Raw genomic sequence first — 322 nt, 5'->3', positions numbered from 1 at the left:
AAAAGATCGTTACCCCCCGCACCCGCGCGGCGCTGGATGCCGCCGCCGCACAGGGCGCGACCATCGTGCTGGCCTCCGGCCGCCCCACAGCGGGCATTCTGCCGCTGGCACAGGAGCTGGGGCTGGACAAAAAGGGCGGCTGTGTGCTGGCCTACAACGGCGGCAAGATCGTGGACTGCGTGACCGGCGAGGCCCTGGATCAGGTGCAGCTGGGAGCGGAGTTCGTTCCGGAGCTCTGCGAATTTGCAGCCCGGCAGGATGTGGCCATCCTGACCTATAACAGCGAGGGCATCGTGTGTGAGCGGGATCAGGACGTGTGGGC

The 322-nt window shown here is 67.1% G+C and carries 1 protein-coding gene; it reads left to right on the top strand.

What is annotated here, in order from left to right:
* Positions 1 to 322: HAD hydrolase family protein (locus tag P0G09_RS16825; protein WP_275253238.1), on the top strand; the 322-nt coding region annotated here is incomplete at both ends.

Source organism: Faecalibacterium sp. DFI.5.82, assembly GCF_029076575.1.
Taxonomy (GTDB): domain Bacteria; phylum Bacillota; class Clostridia; order Oscillospirales; family Ruminococcaceae; genus Faecalibacterium; species Faecalibacterium duncaniae.
This window is presented reverse-complemented; position numbering and strand designations above follow the sequence as displayed.